This window comes from Streptomyces axinellae (genome assembly GCF_039532135.1).
GTDB lineage: Bacteria > Actinomycetota > Actinomycetes > Streptomycetales > Streptomycetaceae > Streptomyces > Streptomyces axinellae.
Genome location: NZ_BAAARJ010000002.1, coordinates 466,245 through 486,125, shown reverse-complemented (window position 1 = coordinate 486,125; position 19,881 = coordinate 466,245). Strand labels below are relative to the sequence as shown.

General features: G+C 69.9%; 20 protein-coding genes. 5 read left to right on the top strand and 15 right to left on the bottom strand.

Annotation, left to right across the window (positions count from 1 at the left end; genetic code table 11):
- Nucleotides 1-5 precede the first annotated feature (5 nt).
- Together kdpC and ABD339_RS04470 are read left to right on the top strand one after the other, a co-directional pair.
- The gene (kdpC, locus tag ABD339_RS04475) at nucleotides 6-620 is read left to right on the top strand and encodes a potassium-transporting ATPase subunit KdpC (protein ID WP_344562276.1); all 615 of its coding nucleotides are present in this window, start codon (nucleotides 6-8) and stop codon (nucleotides 618-620) included.
- 850 nt (nucleotides 621-1,470) lie between these two features.
- Entirely contained in the window at nucleotides 1,471-3,987 is a 2,517-nt protein-coding gene (locus tag ABD339_RS04470) for a sensor histidine kinase (protein ID WP_344562274.1), read from the top strand.
- A gap of 7 nt (nucleotides 3,988-3,994) precedes the next feature.
- Here the strand turns inward: ABD339_RS04470 and ABD339_RS04465 are convergent, their stop codons facing one another.
- The 4 genes from ABD339_RS04465 to ABD339_RS04450 form a co-directional block, all read right to left on the bottom strand.
- Nucleotides 3,995-4,207 (bottom strand): hypothetical protein, encoded by a 213-nt coding sequence (locus tag ABD339_RS04465; protein WP_344562273.1) that lies wholly within the window; start codon nucleotides 4,205-4,207, stop codon nucleotides 3,995-3,997.
- A gap of 62 nt (nucleotides 4,208-4,269) precedes the next feature.
- The gene (locus ABD339_RS04460) at nucleotides 4,270-5,751 is read right to left on the bottom strand and encodes a DEAD/DEAH box helicase (RefSeq protein WP_344562272.1); all 1,482 of its coding nucleotides are present in this window, start codon (nucleotides 5,749-5,751) and stop codon (nucleotides 4,270-4,272) included.
- 300 nt (nucleotides 5,752-6,051) lie between these two features.
- Nucleotides 6,052-6,255, bottom strand: coding sequence for a cold-shock protein (locus ABD339_RS04455; RefSeq protein ID WP_344562270.1), 204 nt, complete (start codon nucleotides 6,253-6,255; stop codon nucleotides 6,052-6,054).
- A 568-nt stretch (nucleotides 6,256-6,823) separates the two neighbouring features.
- Nucleotides 6,824-7,876: a bile acid:sodium symporter family protein gene (locus ABD339_RS04450; RefSeq protein ID WP_344562268.1), complete on the bottom strand. Its 1,053-nt coding sequence runs from the start codon at nucleotides 7,874-7,876 to the stop codon at nucleotides 6,824-6,826.
- A 93-nt stretch (nucleotides 7,877-7,969) separates the two neighbouring features.
- On the opposite strand from ABD339_RS04450, the gene ABD339_RS04445 reads away from it, so the two are divergent.
- A complete protein-coding gene (locus ABD339_RS04445; RefSeq protein WP_344562266.1) occupies nucleotides 7,970-8,803 on the top strand; it encodes a COG4705 family protein in 834 nt (277 codons plus the stop codon).
- A gap of 57 nt (nucleotides 8,804-8,860) precedes the next feature.
- Here the strand turns inward: ABD339_RS04445 and ABD339_RS04440 are convergent, their stop codons facing one another.
- From ABD339_RS04440 to ABD339_RS04420, 5 genes are read right to left on the bottom strand one after another with little or no spacing between them, the layout of a single operon-like run.
- Nucleotides 8,861-10,210 (bottom strand): sensor histidine kinase, encoded by a 1,350-nt coding sequence (locus tag ABD339_RS04440; RefSeq protein ID WP_344562264.1) that lies wholly within the window; start codon nucleotides 10,208-10,210, stop codon nucleotides 8,861-8,863.
- Complete coding sequence (locus tag ABD339_RS04435; RefSeq protein WP_344562262.1) at nucleotides 10,207-10,869, bottom strand: response regulator transcription factor; 663 nt, start codon at nucleotides 10,867-10,869, stop codon at nucleotides 10,207-10,209. Before ABD339_RS04435 ends, ABD339_RS04440 begins: the two co-directional genes overlap by 4 nt.
- Nucleotides 10,844-11,554, bottom strand: a complete 711-nt coding sequence (locus ABD339_RS04430) for a phosphatase PAP2 family protein (protein WP_344562260.1) — start codon at nucleotides 11,552-11,554, stop codon at nucleotides 10,844-10,846. The genes ABD339_RS04435 and ABD339_RS04430 overlap by 26 nt, the downstream gene beginning before the upstream one ends.
- Nucleotides 11,551-12,156: a phosphatase PAP2 family protein gene (locus ABD339_RS04425; RefSeq protein ID WP_344562258.1), complete on the bottom strand. Its 606-nt coding sequence runs from the start codon at nucleotides 12,154-12,156 to the stop codon at nucleotides 11,551-11,553. The genes ABD339_RS04430 and ABD339_RS04425 overlap by 4 nt, the downstream gene beginning before the upstream one ends.
- Complete coding sequence (locus tag ABD339_RS04420) at nucleotides 12,153-12,827, bottom strand: DedA family protein (RefSeq protein ID WP_344562365.1); 675 nt, start codon at nucleotides 12,825-12,827, stop codon at nucleotides 12,153-12,155. The genes ABD339_RS04425 and ABD339_RS04420 overlap by 4 nt, the downstream gene beginning before the upstream one ends.
- Nucleotides 12,828-12,950: 123 nt before the next feature.
- On the opposite strand from ABD339_RS04420, the gene ABD339_RS04415 reads away from it, so the two are divergent.
- Nucleotides 12,951-13,328 carry a BlaI/MecI/CopY family transcriptional regulator gene (locus tag ABD339_RS04415; protein ID WP_344562256.1) on the top strand — a complete coding sequence of 126 codons (378 nt, stop codon included), beginning with the start codon at nucleotides 12,951-12,953 and terminating at the stop codon, nucleotides 13,326-13,328.
- Complete coding sequence (locus ABD339_RS04410) at nucleotides 13,325-14,266, top strand: M56 family metallopeptidase (RefSeq protein WP_344562254.1); 942 nt, start codon at nucleotides 13,325-13,327, stop codon at nucleotides 14,264-14,266. Before ABD339_RS04415 ends, ABD339_RS04410 begins: the two co-directional genes overlap by 4 nt.
- Before the next feature lie 152 nt (nucleotides 14,267-14,418).
- On the opposite strand, the gene ABD339_RS04405 is transcribed toward ABD339_RS04410, so the two are convergent.
- The 6 genes from ABD339_RS04405 to ABD339_RS04380 all read right to left on the bottom strand — a co-directional run bounded on the left by ABD339_RS04405 (nucleotide 14,419) and on the right by ABD339_RS04380 (nucleotide 19,824).
- Nucleotides 14,419-14,721: an acyl-CoA dehydrogenase family protein gene (locus ABD339_RS04405; protein ID WP_344562252.1), complete on the bottom strand. Its 303-nt coding sequence runs from the start codon at nucleotides 14,719-14,721 to the stop codon at nucleotides 14,419-14,421.
- 150 nt (nucleotides 14,722-14,871) lie between these two features.
- Entirely contained in the window at nucleotides 14,872-15,765 is an 894-nt protein-coding gene (locus ABD339_RS04400) for a dihydrodipicolinate synthase family protein (protein WP_344562250.1), read from the bottom strand.
- Between the two features lie 50 nt (nucleotides 15,766-15,815).
- Nucleotides 15,816-16,778, bottom strand: coding sequence for a PDR/VanB family oxidoreductase (locus ABD339_RS04395; protein WP_344562249.1), 963 nt, complete (start codon nucleotides 16,776-16,778; stop codon nucleotides 15,816-15,818).
- A gap of 73 nt (nucleotides 16,779-16,851) precedes the next feature.
- The gene (locus tag ABD339_RS04390) at nucleotides 16,852-17,496 is read right to left on the bottom strand and encodes an FMN-binding negative transcriptional regulator (RefSeq protein WP_344562248.1); all 645 of its coding nucleotides are present in this window, start codon (nucleotides 17,494-17,496) and stop codon (nucleotides 16,852-16,854) included.
- Nucleotides 17,497-17,590: 94 nt separating this feature from the next.
- Entirely contained in the window at nucleotides 17,591-18,547 is a 957-nt protein-coding gene (locus tag ABD339_RS04385; protein ID WP_344562247.1) for a MerR family transcriptional regulator, read from the bottom strand.
- 47 nt (nucleotides 18,548-18,594) lie between these two features.
- A complete protein-coding gene (locus ABD339_RS04380; RefSeq protein WP_344562245.1) occupies nucleotides 18,595-19,824 on the bottom strand; it encodes an MFS transporter in 1,230 nt (409 codons plus the stop codon).
- Nucleotides 19,825-19,881 lie beyond the last annotated feature (57 nt).

Genomic DNA, 19,881 nt, shown 5'->3' with positions numbered 1-19,881 from the left:
CTGTCATGAACAACTCCGTCAGGAGCGCCGCGCGGTTGTCGTGGGCCGCCCTGCGCATGCTGCTGGTCCTCACTGTCGTGACCGGCATCCTCTACCCGCTGGCGGTCACGGGCATCGGGCAGCTCGCCTTCCACGACAAGGCCAATGGCTCGATGGTGAAGGCCGACGGCAAGGAGGTCGGCTCGAAGCTGATCGGCCAGAGCTGGAACATCAAAGGCAGTGACAAGCCGGACCCGAAGTGGTTCCAGGGCCGCCCGTCGAACAGCGGCTACGATCCGCTGTCCACAGGCTCCAGCCAGCTCGGTGCCAGCAACCCGACGCTCGTCAAGAACGTCAAGGCGGCCAAGAAGCAGGTAGCCGAATTCAACGACGTACCGCAGTCCGCGGTACCCAAGGACGCGGTCACCGGCTCGGCCTCCGCCATCGACCCGGGTATTTCCCCGGCATACGCAGAAATCCAGGTCAAGCGGGTGGCGAAGGCGAACAGGGTGAGCTTCGAGCAGGTGAAGAAGCTGGTCGACGACCACACCGACGGCCGTACCGCGGGCTTCCTCGGGGAGCCCCAGGTCAACGTCCTCGAAGTCAACCTCGCGCTCAAGGACCTCGCGGCGAAGCGCTGAGGCGTTTTATGCGAACCGTGCGGGAACCGGCGGGCCGGGAGACACCCCTGACCGGTCGGCCCCCGCCGCCTTGAGGCCCGCACAGACCGTTCCCCCGGCGGACGACAGGAAGGACGCGCACCGTCGACCGGGTGCCGATCGTGTACGCCCCTGGCTCGTAACGGCGCTCGTGACCAACGCGCGGGTCCGCCACTACGGGGGGTGACGTACCCCTCCGACGGCACCACCGCGCTCCGGTTCGCCGCCGCGCGTCAGCCGGACATCGTCTCTCTCGACCGGGGCCTTCCGACGTGGACGGTGTCGAGGTCATCACTGGTCCTGCACGGCCGGACCCGCGTACAGGTCCTCGTCTGTCCGCCCGCCGCGCCTCCGAGGGGAAGGCCGCCGCGCTTGACGCGGGCCCCGACGACATCACCCAGCCGTTCAGCATGAACGGAATCCTGGCCCGGTTCGCGTCACCGTCAGCCGCACCCAGAACCTGCCGCCCTCGCAGGGAACGACGCCGGTCACGACGGATGACTACTTCGCCCTCGACCTGGTCGCCAAGAACGCCATGGGCCTCGGACGTCAGGTGCGCCTGATGCCTGCCGAATGGCATCGGTCCGAGATGCTGGTGACCGGCCCCTGAGTCTCGTCATGCAGGAGCAGCTGCTCCAGGAGGTCCGGGGCGCGTTGCCGGAGCAACGAGACCGATTACCTCCGGGTGTATGCGGACACGGTCGGGCACAGACTGGAAGCTGACGCGTCCCACCCCCACTACCTCATGACCGAGCCGGGGCGAGGCTGCCGCTTCGACGGGTGACCCCGCCCGGCCGCAGCCCTGACCACGTACGACAGCAGAGACGAGACGATGGCACGCGGCAAGCTTCGTATCTACCTCGGCGCCGCACCGGGCGTCGGCAAGACGTACGCGATGCTGTCCGAAGCGCACCGCCGCGTGGAGCGCGGCACCGACTGCGTGGTCGCCTTCGTGGCACGTCACGACCGGCCGCGCACCGAGGAACTGCTGCACGGTCTTGAACAGACTCCCCTCAAGGAGCTGGAATACCGAGGCAGCGTCTTCACCGAGATGGACGTGGACGCCGTCCTGGAACGCGCCCCGGCCATCGCCCTGGTCGACGAATTCGCCCACACCAACATCCCGGGCTCGCGAAACACCAAACGGTGGCAGGACATCGAGGAACTGCTCGCGGCGGGCATCGACGTGATCTCCACGATCAACATCCAGCACCTGGAGTCGCTGAGCGACGTGGTGGAGTCGATCACCGGCGTACGGCAGCAGGAGACCATCCCCGACGACGTGGTGCGGCGCGCCGACCAGATCGAACTGGTCGACATGTCGCCCCAGGCGCTACGCCGACGGCTGGCACACGGCAACATCTACAAACCCGACAGGATCGACGCGGCCCTGTCGAACTACTTCCGGCCGGGCAACCTGACCGCCCTGCGCGAGCTGGCACTGCTGTGGGTGGCCGACCGCGTGGACGAATACCTGACCGAATACCGCAGCGAGCACCACGTCGCCAAGATCTGGGGTTCACGCGAGCGGATCGTCGTCGGGCTCACCGGCGGCCCCGAGGGCAGGACGCTCATCCGCCGCGCCGCCCGCCTCGCCGAGAAGGGCGCGGGCGGCGAGGTCCTCGCGGTTCACATCGCCCGCAGCGACGGGCTCGCCCCGGCCTCCCCGGAGGAGCTGGCGGCGCAGCGCACCCTGGTGGAGGAGCTGGGCGGCACCTTCCATCACGTGCTCGGCGACGACATCCCCTCCTCGCTCCTCGACTTCGCACGCGGGGTGAACGCCACCCAGATCATCCTCGGCGTCTCCCGGCGCAAGACATGGCAGTACACCTTCGGGCCCGGCGTGAGCGCCACCGTGGCCCGGGACTCCGGGCCGGACCTGGACGTCCACATCGTCACCCACGACGCGGCGGGCAGGGGCCGCGGGCTACCTGTGGCACGCGGTGTCCGGCTGGGACGGGCGCGGATCATTTCCGGCTGGCTGCTGGGAGTGCCAGGACCCCTTCTCCTGACCCTCCTCCTCACCCACATCCGCACAGGCCCCGGGCTGACCAACGACGTCCTGCTGTTCCTGACACTCACGGTCGGATCCGCGCTGCTCGGCGGCCTGCTACCGGCCCTCGCCTCCGCAACCGCCGGCTCCCTGCTGCTGAACTGGTTCTTCACCCCGCCCGTCCACACCTGGACCATCGCGGACCCCGAGCACATCGTCGCCATCGCCGTCTTCTTCGCGGTCGCGGTCTCGGTGGCCTCCGTGGTCGACCTGGCGGCGCGGCGCACCCACCAGGCAGCCCGGCTGCGCGCCGAGTCGGAAATCCTCTCCTTCCTGACCGGAAGCGTGCTGCGCGGAGACACCAGCCTCGATGCCCTCCTGGAGCGGGTCCGTGAGACCTTCGGCATGGAAGCGGTCGCCGTGCTTGAGCGCGAGAGCGACGTCGCGCCGTGGACCTGCACAGACAGCGTAGGTCCCAGCCCCTCCATCGACCGCCCGGAGGATGCCGATGTCGACATGCCAATGGGCGACCACATGGCTCTCGCGCTCTCCGGCCGGGTCCTGCCCGCCGAGGACCGCCGCGTCCTGGCCGCCTTCGCGGCCCAGGCCGCCGTGGTCCTGGACCGACAGCGCCTGCAGTCCGAGGCCGACGAGATCAAGGAACTGGCCGAGGGCAACCGCATCCGCACCGCCCTGCTGGCCGCTATCAGCCACGACTTGCGTGCGCCCCTGGCGGGAATCAAGGCGTCGGTCTCCAGCCTGCGCTCGGACGACGTGGAATGGTCCGAGGAGGACCGAGTCGAGCTCCTGGCCACGATCGAAGAGGGCGCCGACCGCCTGGACAACCTGGTGGGCAACCTGCTGGACATCTCCCGCCTGCAAACCGGCACGGTCGTCCCGCTGATCCGCGAGGTCAACCTGGAGGAAGTGGTGCCGATGGCGCTGCGCGGCGTACCCGAGGACAGCGTGGAACTGGTACTCCCCGAGAACCTCCCGATGGTCGCCGTCGATCCGGGGCTGCTGGAGCGGACGGTCGCCAACCTCGTCGAGAACGCCGTCAAGTACAGCCCCGCCGGGGAACCAGCGCTGGTATCGGCCAGTGCCCTCGCCGACCGGGTCGAACTCCGGGTGATGGACTGTGGGCCGGGCGTTCCCGACGAGGCCAAGGAGCGCATCTTCGAGCCCTTCCAGAAATACGGGGACACCCCGCGCGGCGCCGGAATGGGCCTCGGCCTCGCGGTCGCCCGCGGCTTCGCCGAGGCCATGGGCGGCACCCTGGAAGCCGAGGACACACCCGGCAGCGGCCTGACCATGGTCCTCACCTTCCCTGCGGCGACCAGCCATGCACCGAGCTAGTGCCGCATCAGGCAACGTTCGCCCTGTTCACGACCTTGCGGAGGCGGTCGTCGGCGGCATGCTGGCTCCGCCAGATGGTGCAGCGGCGGATCATGCTGCACAGGGCGACCTCGACCGTCATGTCGTCCCAGACCCGCGGCCCGGCTTCCTCGATGGTGCGGGCAACGGTGTCGGCCAAGGGCCCGCGCACGGGGTCGCCGCTCATCGGGCGGGACTGCATCTGTACCAGCGTCAAAAGGTGCCTCCGGCAAAGGGTGGCCAGTGTTCTGATCACGAAGGTCTCTAGGCAGCGGCGTCGACGGCAAACCGCTGCGGCGCGGAAGCACGTCGCGCCGCGGAAGCGGGGCGACGACGGCCGCGGGAGGCAGTGCCGCGCTTGGGACGTTCGGCCACCGGCGCGGTGATGACGACCGGGATGCCGGAGGGGGCCTGGGCGCCGGTGATGCGGTGCAGTTCCTGCTCGCCGGAGCGGACCTGGGTGATCTGCGGGCGGATCCCGGCGTCCGACATGAGGCGGATCATGCCGCGGCGCTGATTGGGGGTGACCAGGGTGACGACGCTGCCGGACTCACCGGCACGGGCGGTGCGACCGCCGCGGTGCAGGTAGTCCTTGTGGTCGGTCGGCGGATCCACATTGACGACGAGGTCGAGGTTGTCGACGTGGATACCGCGGGCGGCGACGTTGGTGGCCACGAGCACGGTGACGTGCCCGGTCTTGAACTGCGTCAGGGTGCGGGTGCGCTGGGGCTGGGACTTCCCGCCGTGCAGCGCGGCGGCCCGTACACCGCTGTTGAGCAGGTCCTGGGTCAGCCGGTCGACGGCGTGCTTGGTGTCCAGGAACATGATCACGCGGCCGTCGCGGGCGGCGATCTCGGTGGTGGCCGTGTGCTTGTCGGCGCCGTGGACGTGCAGCACGTGGTGCTCCATCGTCGTGACCGCACCGGCCGAGGGATCCACCGAGTGCACGACCGGGTCCATCAGGTAGCGGCGCACCAGCAGATCCACGTTGCGGTCCAAAGTGGCGGAGAACAGCATGCGCTGCCCCTCGGGGCGCACCTGGTCCAGGAGTGCGGTGACCTGCGGCATGAATCCCATGTCGGCCATCTGGTCGGCCTCGTCCAACACCGTGATGCCCACCTGGTTCAGGCGGCAGTCGCCACGGTCGATGAGGTCCTTGAGCCGCCCCGGGGTCGCCACGACGACCTCGGCCCCACCGCGCAGCGCGCCGGCCTGCCTGCCGATCGACATGCCGCCCACGACCGTGGTCAGTCGAAGCCTGACAGCACGGGCGTACGGAGTGAGTGCGTCGGTCACCTGCTGGGCGAGCTCGCGGGTGGGGACCAGGATCAGCCCCAGCGGCTGGCGGGGCTCGGCGCGCTGCCCGGCAGTCCGGGAGAGAAGGGCGAGGCCGAAGGCGAGGGTCTTGCCGGAGCCGGTGCGCCCGCGGCCGAGGACGTCACGGCCGACCAGGGAGTTCGGCAGCGTCGCGCCCTGAATCGGGAAGGGGGCGGCCACACCCTGCCTGCCGAGCTCGGCCAGCAGCGGCGCGGGCATGCCGAGATCGGCGAAGCCTTCCACGGCGGGCAGAGGCGGGGTGACCGTCTTGGGCAGCGCGAACTCACCCTGCACGGCGGCGGGCCGACGGCCGTAGCCACCGGACCGGGCCGGCCGACCGGACCTGCTCCGGTTTCCGCCACCGGAATTGGCGCCGCCACCGCCATTACGGGTGCGGGCGGATCGGTCGTTTGTACGTGTGCGGTTCATGCGGAACCTTCCTCGATGCGGCGCATATCAAGGAATTCTTCCGGCGATGAGCGGCGCAGAGAATCACAAGAAATGGACCGACAGTGAAAGCGAAAGCGGATCTGGCCGACGGATAATCCAGGCGGGCGCAGGCGCTGAAAATGAGTGACGCGACGAGGAGATCTCACCCGGGGCGTCGACTGTAAATAGTGAGCGGATGCTATCCGAGCCGCCCGCAGGTGGAATCACTGCGGGAAATGCCTGCAACTGGGGCCCGCACCCCGAAGGATGCGGGCCCCAGCTGCAAAGTGCGCGTGAGCGTCAGGCGGGAACGATGTTCTCGGCCGTCGGGCCCTTCTGGCCCTGCGCGATGTCGAAGTTCACCTTCTGGCCTTCGAGCAGCTCGCGGAAGCCCTGGGCGGCGATGTTCGAGTAGTGGGCGAACACGTCAGCGCCGCCACCGTCCTGCTCGATGAAGCCGAAACCCTTTTCCGCGTTGAACCACTTCACGGTGCCAGTAGTCAAGTCAATCTCCTTTGGGGCAGTACAACGGATATCCGCACTGTGCGGACATTGTGTCGCCGCGATGATTACCCCGCCCGGAAATGACCGGTCATACAAAAGTGCCCCTACCGCAGTATGCGGCCAGGAGCACTTGAAGTTTTCGGGAACCACAACTGCAACTGAGACGACAGTAGCACGCCATGGCGGACCGCGGGTACGAACTAATCTCGCTCTACTCACTGCACTAAAAACTCTCCCTGCCCGGATCGTTAAACCCTCACTTCGCGAACACAGACATTGGTTCGCCGGAGCGCAGCGTTTCGGAAGGGTGCAGGATGCCCATTGCCGGGTTAACCATTTCGCCGCCACGCCGGGCGACGCGAAACCAGTGCCACGATGTGGCTCGCGATCTCGTCTCGGATGGGTCGTACGGCCTCGTCTTGTGCGGGCCACCGGAGCACTCTCTGTGCGGCGAGGGTTCGCCCGGCAGCGCGCGAGTGGCTCCTGGGAACGCTGATTTTCCCAGGGGCCACGTTCTTGATCACGCGAGCCCTCATGCAAGCAGCAGGGGTCGCGTTTCCATGTTCGGTCAGGCCGTGCCGGTGCAGGGCACGGGCCGGGCCGCTAGGCGCATCACCCGGTTCGCTGCTGTCTTCTGCAGCAGCCCGTACGCAAGGACAGGCAGGAGCAGGTGCGGCTTGTCGGGCAGTGCGGTGGTCAGTAGGGCGGCGCTGGCGCTGCTGTTGTTCATGCCGCAGGCGAGCGTGAGGGAAGAGGCCACGGGAGCGTCCAGGTGGAGGGCGCGGGCAGCGAGGCGTCCGAGCAGGAACGAGAAGGCGCACACCAGGGTGGGCACCGTGAGGGCCGCGGCGAACAGCAGCGGGCGCGGGTGGGCGAGGAACGAGCCCAGTGCGCCGCTGGCGTTGACGTAGGTCAGCAGCGAACCCACCATCGCGACGTGCACGACAGTCGCCACGAACTGCTCCGCCCACGGGCCCGGCAGCAGCAGTCGGCACAGCAGGCCGGCAGCGCACGGCAGTACGACCGTGGTGAACGCGAACCCGTCGTGCAGGCTCTGTCCGGCCCAGGCCAGCGTGGTGGCGTAGCCGCCGCCGAGCAGTGGGGCGAGGACTGTCACGGTCAGCGGGATGGTGAGCTGGCTGAGCAGAGTGGAGGCCAAGACCAGGCCCACCATGGTCGGTTGGTCTCCCTGCCCTTTACCGGTCCACACGGTGGCGCCGGCTGCGACCGGCATCGCGACGATCAGGATCATCGCGGTGACCAGGCCGCTGCCGCCGTCAGTATCCGGGGAGTGACGCGGCAGGAGCACTACGGGCGGGATGATCAGCAGCGGTGCCGCGAGGTGCAGGGCGAGGCCGGGCAGCAGGATGGCGGGGCGGCGCAGTATCCGCGTCAAGGACCGTGCCGGGACTTGGAGTCCGGCGGAGAAGAGGACCAGGGCCAGCAGCCAGACGGTGGTGTGCACGGGCAGCGCGTGCTGTGGCGCTGTTGGCAGGGTGTGCGGGTGGCGTAGCCAGATCCCGGGGCCCGGCAGGAGGAGCGCGGCGAGGTAGGCGGCAGACACGGCCCACCCGAGGCGCTTGCGCAGCAGGTGGGTGGCCCGCTCGGCAGGGGAGTTCATGAGCGTCATCCTGCGCGTGGCCGGTGTGGTGCGTGGGCCGGGCCGCGCGGCAGTCAGGATGCGTTCAGGTTCCGCCTGGCAGCCTCGGCGCCCATGACATCCGAACTCTCCGAGAGCTCATCCGTCCCCCACGCGAGTGCGGTGGCGCGCGGCCGCCGCCTGCGCTGGAACAAGGTGCCCGAGGTCACCGCCTACTTCTGGATCATCAAGGTGCTGTGCACCACGGTCGGCGAGACCGCTGCCGACCTCCTCAACGAGAAACTGGGACTCGGTCTGAGTGGCGTCTCGCTACTCATGAGCGTGCTGCTCGCACTCGTGCTCGTCGTCCAGTTCCGCACCAGCGCCTACCGTGCGGGGGTCTACTGGTCGGCGGTCGCCCTGATCAGCATCGTCGGCACGCTGGTCAGCGACAACCTCACCGACAACCTCGGGGTGCCGCTGGAGACCAGCACCACGGTGTTCGCCCTGTGCCTGGCCGTCGTCTTCGCCCTCTGGCACCGCAGCGAGCGGACCCTGTCCATCCACAGCATCGACACGGTGCGCCGCGAGGGATTCTATTGGCTTGCGGTGCTGTTCACCTTTGCGCTCGGCACCGCCGCCGGCGACCTGGTCGCCGAGCGGATGGCGGTGGGTTACTGGCTCTCCGCGGTGCTGTTCGCCCTGGCTATCGCCGCCGTCGCCGTCGTGCACTTCGCGCTCGGCCTGAACGCGGTGTGGAGCTTTTGGATCGCCTACGTGCTGACCCGCCCGCTGGGCGCCTCGTTGGGCGACTACCTTTCCCAGCCGGCGGGGGACGGAGGGCTCGGCCTGGGAACGGTGGTGACCAGTGTCCTGTTCCTGGCGGTGATCCTCGCCCTCGTCGTCTTCCTCGCCTTCACCCACAAGGACGTCACCGAGTCGGAGCGGCGCTCCCCCCGGGCCGCGTGAGCGTCCGTCCCTGTGCTCGCACGGTCGGTTCGGGCAGACGGGCAGACGGGCAGACGGTCATGCGGGTGGCAGTCGCACGGTGAACCGGGCTCCGGGCGTGTGCTGTTCGTCGTAGTGCACGTCGCCGCCCACGGAGCGGGCCAGGCGCCGCGCGAGCGGCAGGCCGAGGCCCGCTCCGTCGTGTCCGTCGGTGGGTTCGGCGCGTCGGCCGGGTACGAAGAGGTCCCCGGCGAAGGCGGGCGGGACGCCTGGGCCGTCGTCGGTGACGTCGATGTGCACGCCGTCGGCGTCGTGTCGGGCGTGCACCGACACCTGGGAGCGGGCGTGGCGCATGGAGTTGGCCAGCAGGGGGCTGACGATGCGTTCGAGCAGGGCCGCGCCGATGCCGGCTTGGAGGTGCGGGTCCTGGCTGGTTACGGCGAGTGTCACGTGGTCCGGGAGGTTCAGCTGGTGGACGGTCCGGCGCAGTGTGGGCAGCGTCAGGGCGGTGCCGGGGGCGGCGGGCAGGACCTCGCGGGCGTCCCGCAGCAGGGTGTCGCAGATGGTGTGCATGGACGCGGCCGCTTGTGAGATCACCAGGTGGGTGGCCCGGGTGTCGTGGGCCGTTCGGGGGCGGGTCTGCCACCAGTCGAGTTCGGCGATGATCCGGCTGAGCGGGGTGCGCAGCTCGTGGGAGAGTTCCGCGGTGAGTTGCTGCTCGTGGCGCAGCAGCGCGCGAGTGCGGTCGAGCAGTGCGTCCAACGACGTGCCCAGACGGGCGAGTTCGGCGGGCAGGTGGGCCGATCCGAAGCGCTGCCCGGTGGTGACGGCGCCCCACTGGGTGGCCTGGTCGGTCATGGCGCCGACGGGGCGCAGTGCGCGGTCGACGGCGAGGCGGGTCAGGGCGTAGGTGCAGGCGAGCATGACGGTGTCCAGGGCGAGTGAGCCGTACAGGAGGGTGTCCGCCGAACTCTGGTACGGCGTCAGATCGGCGGCCGTGACGATGCCCGTGCGGCCCGGCAGGCGCAGTGTGCACAGGCGTACCGGGCGCGGTCCGCCGGTGGTGGCACAGCCCGGTCCGCCGTTGGTGGCCAGGGTGCGGGCGGTGTGGCCGAGGGGGTTGTCGGCGGTGGCGTTGGGGGGCTGCTCGATGAGGCGGGTTCCCGCGTAGATCCATACGTTGCTGTCGAGGAGGTCGTCGTGGGCGCCTTCGTGGACCCGTATGGCGGGTCCGCTCGTGTCGACGGTGGTGGCGACGGCGGCGGCGCGGGTGCGCAGGTCGTCGTCGGCCTGGTGCTGGAGGTGCTGTCGGGCCACCATGTTGAACGCGACGGTGAGCACTGTGATCAGGAGGGCGGCGCTGGTGAGTGCCACCAGGGACAGGCGCCCGCGCAGGGTGTGGGGTGCGAGGAGCGGTGGCGCTGTCATGACAGGCGGTGGCCGATCCCGCGGGCCGTCTTGACGGTGCGCGCGCTGCCGGCCTGGCGCAGTTTGCGGCGCAGCCGGGTCAGGTACTGGTCGAGGGTGTTGTCGCTGACCCGGGCGCCGTCCGGCCAGGCGGCCCGGACCAGGTCGCGGCGTGTCACCACGTCCCCCGACGCGGCCATGAGCGCGGCCAGGAGGCGGAACTCCGTGGGTGTCAGGGCGAGTTCGCTGCCCTCGACGGTGCACCGGTGCCGCACCGCGTCCAGCGTCAGATCGCCGGCGGTGACGGCCTGTGCCGGGGTGGCGCGGCGCAGCGCCGCACGCAGCCGGGCGATGAGTTCGGCGAGGTGGAACGGCTTGGGCAGATAGTCGTCGCCGCCCGCCGAGAACCCGGACAGCCGGTCGGGCAGCCGGTGGTGGGCGGTCAGGAAGAGGACGGGGAAGGTGAGTCCGTTCGCCCGCATCGCCTGGCATACGTCGCGGCCGTCCGCGTCGGGCAGCCCGACATCGAGCACGGCGGCGGCGATGTCCGTGGAGGCCAGGCGCAGCGCGGTGGTCCCGTCCGGGGCGGGCAGGGGTTCGAACTCCTCCTCCCGCAGCCCGCGCAGCAGTACGTCGCGAAGCGCGTGATCGTCCTCAACAATCAGGATCTTGTCGGGCATGACCCTCCGCCGGATCGGCTGCCGTGTGCGGCATACGGGGGATGAACTGCTCGGGCAGCCACCAGGATGCGGCGCACAGGCACAGCCCGCTCCAGCCGATGGCGAACAGCCAGCCGCCGAGCACGTCGGTGCACCAGTGCACCGCCAGCTCGGCCCGGGTCAGGCCGACCGCGAGCCCCCACAGCGGGACCACGCCCGTCAGCAGCGCGTGGCCCCGTGGTACTCGGACGCGTAGTGCGACACTGACCACGATCGCGGCCAGGGCGGCCGTGGTGGTGTGCCCGGAAGGGAAGGACCACCCGGAGGCATGCGTCGCCCAGTCGGCATGCGGTGGCCGTGGCCGCTGCACGAGCAGCATCACGCCGTAACGCAGGGCCTGTCCCGCGGCGAGGCAGAACACCCCGAGCGCGACGGCGGCCAGCCGCTGCCGCACCGAGCGCCCGGCAAGAAGGCCCGCCAGGACGACCAGGACGTAGGGGACGACACCGGTCCCGGTCGCGGTCACCCCGCGCGCGAGAGCCACCAGATGGTCGGAGCGGTGGTGCAGGGACCAGGCCAGCACCTGGTCGTCCGGGGACAGAGGAGCGCCGTCGTGGCCGATCACGAGCATGGCCAGAAGGCCGAAGGCGGCCCAGGCGCCGAGCCCGACACTGCCCGCCAGATCCGCGGCGTCCTGCCGCTTCATGACGCCGCAAGCAGGAGCGGGCGCAGCCGGGAGGCGGCAAGGCGCCGCGCCAGCAGCGGACAGCGCCGCAGGACGAGCATGCCCGCCCAGGCGACAGCGGCCCCGACGGCGGCCCCCGCCGCGACATCGTGCGGGTAGTGCGCACCCACCCACACCCGGGACGCCGCCATGACCAGCGCCGCGACGCCGGCGAGGACGCCGAGGCGCCGGGAGACGAACCACAGCGCCACCGCAGCGGCTGCGGCGATGGCCGCGTGATTGCTCGGGAAGGACCAGTCACCTGGCGCCGGACACGCTTCCAGCGTCGCCAGATGCAGGCTCCGGCAGGGCCGGGCCTCACGCACCGCCGACTTCACCAGCAGGTCCACGGCGCAGGCCACGATCACCAGGGCCGGCACGGCCAGCGCCGTCAGTGCGGCCTCGGCGCCCGCCCGGCGCGCCCGCCACCACCCCCAGACCATGAGGACGGCGAACAGCCCGAGCCCGTATGCCGACCAGAGCGTGGCCGCTGTGTCCAGCCAGCCCGGCGCACGCCCGGCAAGATGCACCACATCCCTGTACACGGAGCCGTCGACCGACGCCCCGCCAAAGGCCGCGATCACCCCTGAACCTCCCTCACAGCGGCGGCTTTCGCGGCCCGGCGCGCGCGGTACAGCTCGGCGGCGAGCGGCAGCAGCGATACCACCACGATCAGTGCGACCAGCGGCAGCAGATAGCGGTCCACGTTGGGAACGGACGAGCCGAGGGCATACCCGGCCAATGTCAGTCCCAGCGACCAGCCAAGGCCGCCGACCACCTGCCACAGGGTGAACGTGCGCACCGGTACTCCCAGCGCCCCGGCCATGGGATTGAGGACGGTGCGCACCACCGGCACGAACCGGGCCAGGACCACCGCCTTGCCGTACCCGTAGCGCTGCAGGAGTTCCTCGGCCCGCCGCGCCCCCTCGTGCAGCCGGCGCGAGCGGCTGCGAGCAAGCAGCGCCCCGCCGCCTCTGCGGCCGAGCAGATAGCCGGTCTGCGCGCCGACCAGCGCGCCGGCGGCGGCCGCCAACAGGAGCGGGCCGAGCGGCAGATGGAGCCCGCCCTTGCTGCCGGTGGCGAGCAAGCCAGCCGTGAACAGCAGGGAGTCGCCGGGCAGGAAGACCCCGATCAGCAGGCCGGTCTCCGCAAACAGCACCACCGCCACCCCCACCACGCCGAAGGCGGACAGCAGAGACCGGGCATCCAGCACATTGACAGCGAGCTGCGACGATAGATGGATGGCTGGGGTCATCGCCGTGAGCCCTCGCATTCTGGTCATGATCGGACGAAAGCCGCGCAGCGACATCCGGCGGTCGACTACAATCCTGTAGACGGTCTACTTGACTGTAGACGATAGCGAGGTGGGGAGAGTTCCATGACGGGCACCGACAGCAACGATGAACGCCGCCCGGCGGGCGAACTCGAGGCCGCCGTCATGGCCACCCTGTGGGCAGCCGACGGCCCGCTCACCCCGGGCCAGGTGCAGAGCGACCTCGCGCGCGGGCTCGCGCGGACCACGGTGACGACGATCCTCACCCGGCTGCACGAGAAAGGCGTGGTGAGACGCGACCGCCAAGGGCGCGGCTTCGCGTACTTCCCGGTGCAGGACGCACCGGGGCTGACCGCGCGACGTATGCACACCGAACTCGACCGGGACGATGACCGCGAATCGGTCCTGGCCCGCTTCGTCGCCCAGCTCACGCCGCACGACGAGCAGCTGCTGCGCCAACTCCTCGAAGGCGAGGACTCGTGATCCCGCTCCTTCTGCTCCTGGTGCCGCTCGCGCTGCCGTTCGCGGCCCGGCCGCTGGCCCGGCACGCCGTCCAGCGTCTGGCCCCCGTCCCGGCGCTGTACGTCCTCACCACGAGCGCCCTCGTCCTGGCCGGCACCTCGGTCATCGCGCTGGGCACCCTCGTGCTCACGGGACTGCTGACCCTGCCCGGCCTGGCCGCGCTCGCCGAGCTCATCCACCCCCTGCCCGCGCCCTCGGGACTGCTCGTCCTGCCGGTGTCCGCTGCGGCCCTGGGCGCGCTCGCCGTCAGCACCTGGACACTGACCCGCTGGGCCCTGCGGCAACTGCGCGCCTTCCGTACGGCCACCCGTGAAGCCGACCACCGCCCCACCACCGGCGACCTCTGCGTCATCGAATCCCCCCACCCCGATGCGTACGCCCTGCCCGGCCGCCCGCACCGGATCGTCGTCACCACCGCGATGCTGCGCAGCCTGGACGCCGCCGAGCGCGACGCCCTCCTCGCCCACGAACGCGCCCACAACCAGGGCCGCCACCACTACCTCCTCGCCGCGGCCGAGCTCGCCGCCCACTGCCACCCCGCCCTGCGCACCACCCGCACCGCCATCCGCCTCGCCGTCGAACGTGCCGCCGACGAATCCGCTGCCCGGGCCACCGGGGACCGGCGCCTGACCGCCCGGGCCATCGCCCGCGCCGCCCTGGCCGGACACGCGGCACCCGCCGCCTCCAGTCGCCCGGACTTCGCCCCCGCGGCCACCGCCGGCCCCGTCCCGCAACGGGTCGCCGCCCTCCTCGGCCCCGTCCCGCGCCCACAACGCGCCACGCAGTGGATCGCTGTCCTGCTCGCCTGCTGCGCGGTCCTCTCCGTCACCGCTGGAACAGTCGGCTCGCTCACCTTCCACCATCAGGTCGAGGTTGCTCAGGGCGAAGAGTCGCGCTGAGTGGCGTGAGATACGATCCAGCGCCTTGCGGCGGGCAAGCTCCTCGGACAGGACGGCTCCGGTGCAACCTTCGAGGCCCGGCCCGAGGACAACCTCGGCGACCAGACGCATTTGCGAGAGCACGTCTCAGCGTCTCGTCTGCTGAGCATCTTTCACAGCCCAGGCACGCTCCGATCGCACCTTCGGTGCACGAGCCCGTTAAACGCGCGCCGCAACAACGCATCCCGACGCCTCGGCTTGAGGACCACCTGGGCGCCAGCCAGTTCCTGACGGACGGCGGGCGAGTCGAACTGCTCGCGGCCGTCCGGGTGGGGCACCGGGGCCAGCGTGACGACCTCCTCCAGGCAGCGGCGAATGTGCCCGATGAGGAAGACTCCGATGCGCTCCATTCCGAGCGCGCCGCTCAGGTACGTCCGGCCCTTGCCCTCCTCGCCGATCCGGTGGGCGACGGGCACGCACACCTCAGAGGCATCCGGTCGATGGGTTCCAGGGTGCCAGAGCTAGATCTAGACGGGTCCTGAGTGGTTGGGCACGGGGAGCAGGAGTAGAGAACGCCTGGCCGGATTACACGGTGTGTGTCAGTGATCGCGCTGTGCATTTCTGGTTCAGGCCGTGAGGCCCGTGGAGGTGAGAGCCGCAGCGAGTTCGTGGCGTGCTGGCAGCGGCAGCGCTTGCAGGGGGCGCGGGAGGTTGGGGTCTTCGGCCAGGCCGAGTTGTTCGGCTGCGGCGGACATCACGCGCAGGCTGCCGTACCGGCGGAACAGCTGCCACAGCGGCTCCAGCCTCTCGGACAATGCGGTGGCCTCGGCATCGTTTCCGGCCTGCGCGGCGCGGGTGATGGCAAGGGCAGTGGTGGGGAACAGGCCGCCGACGACCGAGTACCACGCTTCGCAGCCCGCGTTCAGTCCGTTCGCGGCGGCGAAGTCGCCGCTGGCGCCGATGGTGACGGTGTCGGGGATCAGGGCGCGCAGCGCGTCGATACGTGCCTTGGCTTGGGCAGGGTCGTCGGGCACCGGGGGGATCTTGATGGCGGCGACGTTCGGCAACTGGGCGATGCGGCCGTGGAGTTCGTCGGTGAACTTCACGTGCGTGGTGGCGGGGTTGTCGTACACGCACAGCGGGACCGAGAGTTCGCGGGTGACGTCCTCGTACAGGCCGAACACCTCGTCCTCGGTGAGGGCCTGGTAGGTCATCGGGGCAAGGAGCACTGCGGAGGCGCCTGCTTTCTGGGCGTCCTCGGCGAGTTCGAGGACCTGCTTGGTGCGCAGCGCTCCGATGCCGATCATGACCGGCACGCCATCGGCGGCTTCGACGGCGAGGGCGGCCACGCGGGCGCGCTGCTCGCGGGTGAGGTAGGCGTAGCCGCCGGTGGAGCCAAGAGCGCCGATCGATTCTACGCCTGCGGCGGCGAGGCGGGAGACGAGGGTGCTAAACGCCTGCTCGTCGATGCCGCTTTCGGTGGTGGGAGTGAGGGGGAAGGCGCTGAGGCCACGGAACATGTGAGTCTCCAAGTGGGCGGCTGGCAGGCGATGAGCCGGCTGGGGGTGTGTCAGAGGCCGAGGACGAGGCGTGGGCAGGCGGCGCGGGAGACGCAGACCATCATCGTGTCCTGCGCGGCCTGTTCCTCGCTGGTGAGGACGGAGTCGCGGTGGTCGATGAGGCCCTCCAGGACGTCCGTCTCGCAGGTGCCGCAGGTGCCTTCGCGGCAGGAGGTGGGGACCTTCACGCCGGCCTCTTCGACGGCTTCGAGGACCGAGGTGCCCGGCGCCACGGTCACCGTGATGCCCGACTTCGCCAGCTCGACCTCGAACGCTTCGTCCCGGTGCGGGGCTGGCACCTCCTTGGCGGCGAACCGCTCCAAGTGCAGGGAGCCGGCGGGCCAGGCGGCGCACCGTTCCTCGACCGCCTTGAGGAGGCCCTCGGGACCGCAGCAGTACACGAGGGTGCCGGGCCGGGGTGTGCCGAGGAGTGAGTCAAGGTCCAGGATTCCGTGCTCGTCCTGCGGGTGGACACGGATCCGGTCCGGGTAGCGCTTGACGAGTTCCTCTCGGAAGGCCATCGAGGCCCGCGAGCGCCCGCCGTACACCAACTCCCAGTCCGCGCCCTGCCGTTCTGCTTCCTCCAGCATGGGCAGGATCGGTGTGATGCCGATGCCGCCGGCGATGAAGAGGTAGCGCTCGGCAGGCACGAGGCGGAAGTTGTTGCGCGGCCCGCGCGCCCGCACCGTTGCGCCTTCGTGCAACGTGTCGTGAACGTGCCGTGAGCCGCCACGTCCGTCCTGTACGTGCAGTACGCCTATCCGCCACACGTGCAGGTCGTGGGGTGTGGAGCAGAGGGAGTACTGGCGTACGAGGCCGTCGTCGAGGAGCAGGTCCACGTGGGCGCCGGGGGTCCAGGAGGGTAGCGGAGCGCCGTCGACGCGCTGTAGTTCGAGGGCGACGACCGCGTGGGCCTCGTCGGCACGACGGGCCACCACGAGGTCGATTTCGACTTCGGTGTCGGCTGTGGTCATCAGGGTCCTCTCGGGGCTGCGCCGGTCAGGTGGCGCCGCCGTGGTGTCGCAGGGCGTGAGATGCCGGGGCGGGTCAGGACGCGGACACGTGCGGGTTGTGGGCGCATACGGCGGCGGCAACCGCGGCGTCGTCGGCCTGGCCACGTGCTTCGAGGCCCGCAATGACGCCCTCCACGTTCTCCTGCGGCTGGTTCTGGCTGAGCTTGAACTTGGCCTCTATCCGGCTGATGACCAGTTCGACCCCGACGACGGCGCGCAGCTGCCGCTCGATGAACTTCGCCGGGGCCTGGTCGACGGACCAGGGCTCGGCGTAGCCGGTCTCGTGCCGGTCGGTGAGGCGGCGGATCTGCGACTCGGTCCAGACCGGGTCGTCGTGGATCACGAGCTGCCCGTAGACGTGGGCGGTCATGTAGTTCCAGGTGGGAACCACTCGGTGGTGCTCCTGCTTGGTGGCGTACCACGACGGCGTCACGTACGCCTCGGGCCCGCGGACGATCACCAGGGCCTCGCCCTGTGCGGGTTCCTTCCATTGGTCGTTGCCGCGTGCCATGTGGCCGATGAGGGCGCCGTGCTCGCCGGTGTCGGGGGCGTACTCGAAGGGCAGCAGCGTGGACAGGAGTCCCTGTGCGGTGACGGTGACGAGGTCGGAGGCTTGCTGGTTGGTCAGCAGGTCGCGGACGGCGTCCTCGCTGGGCATGAAGTGTTCGGGGACGTACATGGTCAACCTCTCGGCACAAATAGGGAGTAATAGGACCCTCCTGCGGGCATGACGGCAGGAGGGTCCGGCGCGTGTCCGGGTCCTTGCGGTTGCCTTACAGGGGGTTGGTGCGCAGCCAGGTCAGGACCTGCTGGGCGTGTTCGTTCGGCGGGAAGATCGGGTAGAAGGCGTGCTCGATCTCGCCGTCGCGGATGACGAGGGTCAGCCGCTTGAACAGCCTCGTCCCGTCGACCTCGAAGGTGGGAAGGCCGAGGGAGTCGGCCAGTTCGAGGGCCGGGTCGGAGAGCATGTCGAAGGGGAGGGCGAGCCGTTCCACGACTTCGTGCTGGTACTCGGTGTCCTGGCTGGAGAGCCCGTACACGCGGCCGGCGCCCGCTTCGAGGAGATCTTGGAAGTGGTCCCGGAAGCCGCACGATTCGGGGGTGCAGCCGCGGGCTCCGGGGATGGTGTTCCAGCCTTCCGGCAGGTCGGTGCCGGGGCGGCCGGTGAGGGGATAGATGTAGATCACGGTGCGTCGCGGTCCGAGTGCGTCCAGCTCGATCGCCTTGCCCGCGGTGTTGTACAGGGTGACCGAGGGGGCCTTCAGGCCGGGGAGGTGGTCGGCGGCGCCGTCGTCCGCGGGCCTGGGGAGGACGGCGGGGAGTGTCACGTAGTCCTCGCCTCCGTTTCCGGTGTCCGCGGCCGGTACGACTCTGCTGCCGCGGTGAGCGGCTGCGTTCAGGTTGCTGATCAGTGTGGCGCGGCGGGCGGTCAATGCCTCGATGCGCTCGGTGAGTTCGTCGATGGAGTCGCGGTAGCTGGCCAGCGACGCAGGGCAGTCGTCTGCGTGCAGGCTTCCGGCGGCCAGGCACTCGAGGAACGGGCGGGTGCGTTCGACGGGGATTCCCAGCTGGTGGAGGGTTCTGATCTCCTGTACGAGGCGTACGTCGTCCTCGCCGTAGTCGCGGTAGCCGTTGGCGAGGCGTTCGGGTGTGATCAACCCCAGCGATTCGTAGTAGCGCACCGCTTTGGTCGTCACGTCTGCCTGACGTGCAAGTTCACCGATCTTCATGCCGCTCACCTCGCCCTCAACGCTAAACCCTGCCCCTTGGGGCAAGGTCAAGCGTCGTCCCGGTCGGCGAGGACGCGCCGGGCGTCACGGGGCGGGTTGACCGTGAGCAGTGCCGTGATGGCACCGATGATGGCGACGGCGCCGAGGACCTGGAAGGCGAGGGCGTATCCCGAGGCCGGGGAGTCCACCGCATCGACGATCTTGCCGGCCAGGTACGGGCCCACGATGCCGCCGGAACTCATCACAGCCAGGAACACGCCGAGCGTCCCGGCCAGCTGCTCCTTGGGGCAGATTTCGGAGACGGCCGCGTTGAGCAGGGGAAACACCATGGTGCCCAGCCCGTAGCCGACGGAGACGGCGGCGACGACCACACCGGGAATGCCGATCAGCGGCAGGCAGACCATGGACAGGCCGCAGATCAGCAGTCCCGCTCCCGGAATGATGCCCCGGTGGATCCGGGAGCTGACGCCTCTGGTCATCATGCGGTCGCCGAGGTACGACGTCCCGAACAGAGCGACGAGGGCGACCAGGCTCGGGAAGCCGAACATCGTCCCCGCTTCCAGGCGGGAGTAGCCGAGGCCGACTTCGAAGTAGGACGGCAGCCAGGTCAGCACGACGGAGACGAGCGTGTAGAAGGAGAACGCGGCGGCCAGGCCGCCGAGGAAGGTGGGCGTGCGGATGGCGGACCAACTGACTGTGCGCGTGCGGCCGCCCTTCTGCCTCGCGCCCTGGCCGGAGGCGTGTTCGGCGCCGTAGGGTCCGAGAGACCAGGCGGACAGCCACGTCACGACCCAGACCAGGCCGACCACGCACATCGCGAGGAACGCGGACCGCCATCCGTGGGCGGCCACCAGATACGCCAGGACGGGGGCGATGAGGATCTTCGACAGTGCTGCGGCGGACGTGATGAGCGCGCCGGGCAGTGCTCTCTTCTCCACCGGGTGCCAGGAGTAGGCGGCGGTGTGGATCAGGGCGCTCGACGGTCCTTCGAAGAGTCCCAGAAGGAGCCGGCTGGCGACCAGGACGACGAAGCTCGCTGCCACGATCATCGGCAGCAGACACAGCGCCCAGCCGATGGCGAGCGTGCCGAGGGCCCACTTCAGTGGTGCCCATCTGCCGATCGGTCCGGCCAGGAAGCCTCCTGCCGTCATGGCGAAGAAGAAGACGCTTCCGGCGAGGCCGATCTGTGAGGCGCTCAGCCCGAGTTCTTCCCTGAGGGGCTGGGCCGCGATCCCGAGGAGGACCTTGTCACCGTAGTTGATCAAGTACAGCAGCATCAGGACCGAGGTCAGTCCCCATGCCTTGGCACGCGACGGATGTGCCGCTGCCGTCTT

Coding starts and splice junctions, on each gene's coding strand:
- ABD339_RS04420 (WP_344562365.1), bottom strand. CDS start 12,827: ATGACCCCAGCCATCCATCTATCGTCGCAGCTCGCTGTCAATGTGCTG.
- ABD339_RS04435 (WP_344562262.1), bottom strand. CDS start 10,869: ATGCCCGACAAGATCCTGATTGTTGAGGACGATCACGCGCTTCGCGAC.
- kdpC (WP_344562276.1), top strand. CDS start 6: ATGAACAACTCCGTCAGGAGCGCCGCGCGGTTGTCGTGGGCCGCCCTG.
- ABD339_RS04395 (WP_344562249.1), bottom strand. CDS start 16,778: ATGACCACAGCCGACACCGAAGTCGAAATCGACCTCGTGGTGGCCCGT.
- ABD339_RS04430 (WP_344562260.1), bottom strand. CDS start 11,554: ATGAAGCGGCAGGACGCCGCGGATCTGGCGGGCAGTGTCGGGCTCGGC.
- ABD339_RS04465 (WP_344562273.1), bottom strand. CDS start 4,207: ATGCAGTCCCGCCCGATGAGCGGCGACCCCGTGCGCGGGCCCTTGGCC.
- ABD339_RS04400 (WP_344562250.1), bottom strand. CDS start 15,765: ATGTTCCGTGGCCTCAGCGCCTTCCCCCTCACTCCCACCACCGAAAGC.
- ABD339_RS04385 (WP_344562247.1), bottom strand. CDS start 18,547: ATGAAGATCGGTGAACTTGCACGTCAGGCAGACGTGACGACCAAAGCG.
- ABD339_RS04450 (WP_344562268.1), bottom strand. CDS start 7,876: ATGAACTCCCCTGCCGAGCGGGCCACCCACCTGCTGCGCAAGCGCCTC.
- ABD339_RS04460 (WP_344562272.1), bottom strand. CDS start 5,751: ATGAACCGCACACGTACAAACGACCGATCCGCCCGCACCCGTAATGGC.
- ABD339_RS04415 (WP_344562256.1), top strand. CDS start 12,951: ATGACGGGCACCGACAGCAACGATGAACGCCGCCCGGCGGGCGAACTC.
- ABD339_RS04390 (WP_344562248.1), bottom strand. CDS start 17,496: ATGTACGTCCCCGAACACTTCATGCCCAGCGAGGACGCCGTCCGCGAC.
- ABD339_RS04440 (WP_344562264.1), bottom strand. CDS start 10,210: ATGACAGCGCCACCGCTCCTCGCACCCCACACCCTGCGCGGGCGCCTG.
- ABD339_RS04470 (WP_344562274.1), top strand. CDS start 1,471: ATGGCACGCGGCAAGCTTCGTATCTACCTCGGCGCCGCACCGGGCGTC.
- ABD339_RS04380 (WP_344562245.1), bottom strand. CDS start 19,824: ATGCTGCTGTACTTGATCAACTACGGTGACAAGGTCCTCCTCGGGATC.
- ABD339_RS04445 (WP_344562266.1), top strand. CDS start 7,970: ATGACATCCGAACTCTCCGAGAGCTCATCCGTCCCCCACGCGAGTGCG.